General features: G+C 69.4%; 2 protein-coding genes. Both read right to left on the reverse strand.

What is annotated here, in order from left to right; translation table 11 throughout:
* Positions 1–371: 371 nt before the first annotated feature.
* On the reverse strand, positions 372–683 hold the full coding sequence (locus HR086_RS46320) for a hypothetical protein (protein ID WP_174454665.1): 312 nt from the start codon (positions 681–683) through the stop codon (positions 372–374).
* Positions 680–2,128 (reverse strand): DUF6209 family protein (locus tag HR086_RS46325; protein ID WP_254626764.1); only part of this gene is annotated, 1,449 nt, incomplete at its 5' end. The genes HR086_RS46325 and HR086_RS46320, both read right to left, overlap by 4 nt.

The following is a 2,128-nucleotide window of genomic DNA, read 5'->3' on the forward strand; positions in this document are numbered from 1 at the left end:
AGCCACGGGGGTGGGGGGCGCGCCGACAACGTGGGTCGGGTCGGGCACGCCCGCGTCGGGCACGGGCTGCGCACCGGCGAGGAGGGAGACGAAGCAGAAGAGAAGCGCGATGCGGTTCATGCGCATGGGACAGAGCACGCTGCGTTCCAGCCGCCGCGTCGGGGCAAGTGCTTGAAAGGACGAGAGCCGTCCAGCCGTGCCGATGTCATGGACACATCCTGATGTCGAATCGAGATGTGATACTGACATCGAGCCCGACGATTGCCGCGAGCCACCAGGTCCCTTCGAAGTGGCACTCCGTGTCCGGGCGGCCCGTGCTGCTGGCGGGCTGGCCTCGGCTCAGTGAGGCGCCCCAGGGAGGCAACGCGGGCTCAGCCGGGCCAGGCGGCCTGGTTCTCACTCCACCACTTCAGCCACCCCTGGCGATTCGCCTCCAGGTTGCCCACCACGCCGTCACCGAACGTGGTGACGCCGGTGATGCGTCGCAGCGCCGCGCCCCAGAAGACGCTGCCTTCGCGATAGCGCTCGATGATGAGCGGCACCGCGGGCCGTCCCAGCGCGACGAGCGCGTCGAACGACGGATGGTCCAGGAACACGTAGGGGTTGGACGACTCCCGGTGTTCCGCGCAGTGCCGCCCCCACTCTTCGGCGAGGGAGTCGAAGCGGGCGACAGGCTCGCTCATGAGGCACTCACGGGGGACTGACGGGGACGCACGTAGACTCGCACGGGCTCACCATACGAAGGGCCGGTGAGGTCGTCAGCGCTGTTGTGACGGATGAGCGGCTGGGTGCCAATCTTGCTCGTGAAGCGGCCCTGCTCGTCCATCAGCGCGCCGTGCGTCACCTCGAGGGGGCCGTTGCCCGTCATCGGCTTGCGCCCGTAGATGACCACCTTCTCCAGGCTGGGGTCGTTGCTCAGGTCCAACGAGTCCATCGGCTTGTAGCCCTGCGTCGCGTAGAGCTTGTCGAAGTCCTCCACGCGCGTGCCCGGCCACACCCACTCGTCGCGCTTGCCCACCGTCCACGCGATGCAGTTGTAGCGCTCCGACGCGGGGCCGATGCCCACGAACTTGTCCGCGCTCAGGTTGGGGAAGCTCTTGCTCTTGAGCAGCTCGTTCTTCCACCCCGGCTCGGCGTCGTCGCGCGTGACGCCGACGGGGAACTTGAAGTTCTGCCCGTTGGCCGAGTCCCACGTGGTGTTGTCGTCCGCCTTGCCCCGGAACCAGACCTGCACATCCGTCGCCTCGAAAGGCACGCGGACCGACGGCAGGAAGTCGCCGCCCGCGTTGCCGGCCTGCCCTGGCTGGAGGTCGAGCGGGAACTCCAGGGGCGGGCCGCCATTGAAGGACACGCAGGCGACGACGTCGGAGGGCGTCTTGCCGCCCGCGAGCGCCTTGAGGCGGTCCTGGTCATACGCGAGCTGGAGCTTGTCACCGGCGCGCAGCGTGCCGTCGACCTGCGTCTTGAAGTCCTCGGTGAAGGACACCGTCGCGCCCTCTTTCGAGGCGACCGACGCGTCGTTGCTCGGGTCCCACTGGTTGCTCACGCGCCCGTCGGCGCCCGTGGTGCGGAACGACAGGCGCACCAGACCCGTGGCGTCGGGAGGAAGCTCGAACGTGCCGGGCTGGATGTTCAGCCGGCCATTCGCATCGCGGCTGCCGTCGGTGAGGGGAATCGCCGTCTCCGTGCCTCCGGGGACCAGCCGCCACACCAACTCCACCTTCTCGGTCTGTGACGAGAAGCGCGCCGGGTCCGCCGTCACCGTCAGCGGCTTGCCCGCCTCCGCGTGGAAGGACGGGCCTCTGCCCGGGCCGGTGGGCAGGTTCACCTGTCCCTGGCCTTCCACGAAGGCAGTGGCCTTCCGACCGCCCTGCTCGAAGCGGGCCTCGTAGCCCGTGGCCTCGTGCAACTGGGGCTGGAGGTCGAGCGACTTCGCGCTCACGGCCGTCGTCGCGGCGGGTCCACTCAGGAGGGATGCACTGACGTGGGGGCGCGTGGCGCGGGACTCGAACTGGTCGACCTGCGAGTGGCCCTGGTTCGCCTTCTCACCCGGGGGGCGGGCCGCTCGCTCACGCTCCGCGCTGATTCCAGGCTGGGTGGCGGGGACGAAGGTGGGGCGGCCGATGCG

The sequence above is a fragment of the Myxococcus sp. CA039A genome (genome assembly GCF_013336645.1).
GTDB classification, from domain to species: Bacteria; Myxococcota; Myxococcia; order Myxococcales; family Myxococcaceae; genus Myxococcus; species Myxococcus llanfairpwllgwyngyllgogerychwyrndrobwllllantysiliogogogochensis.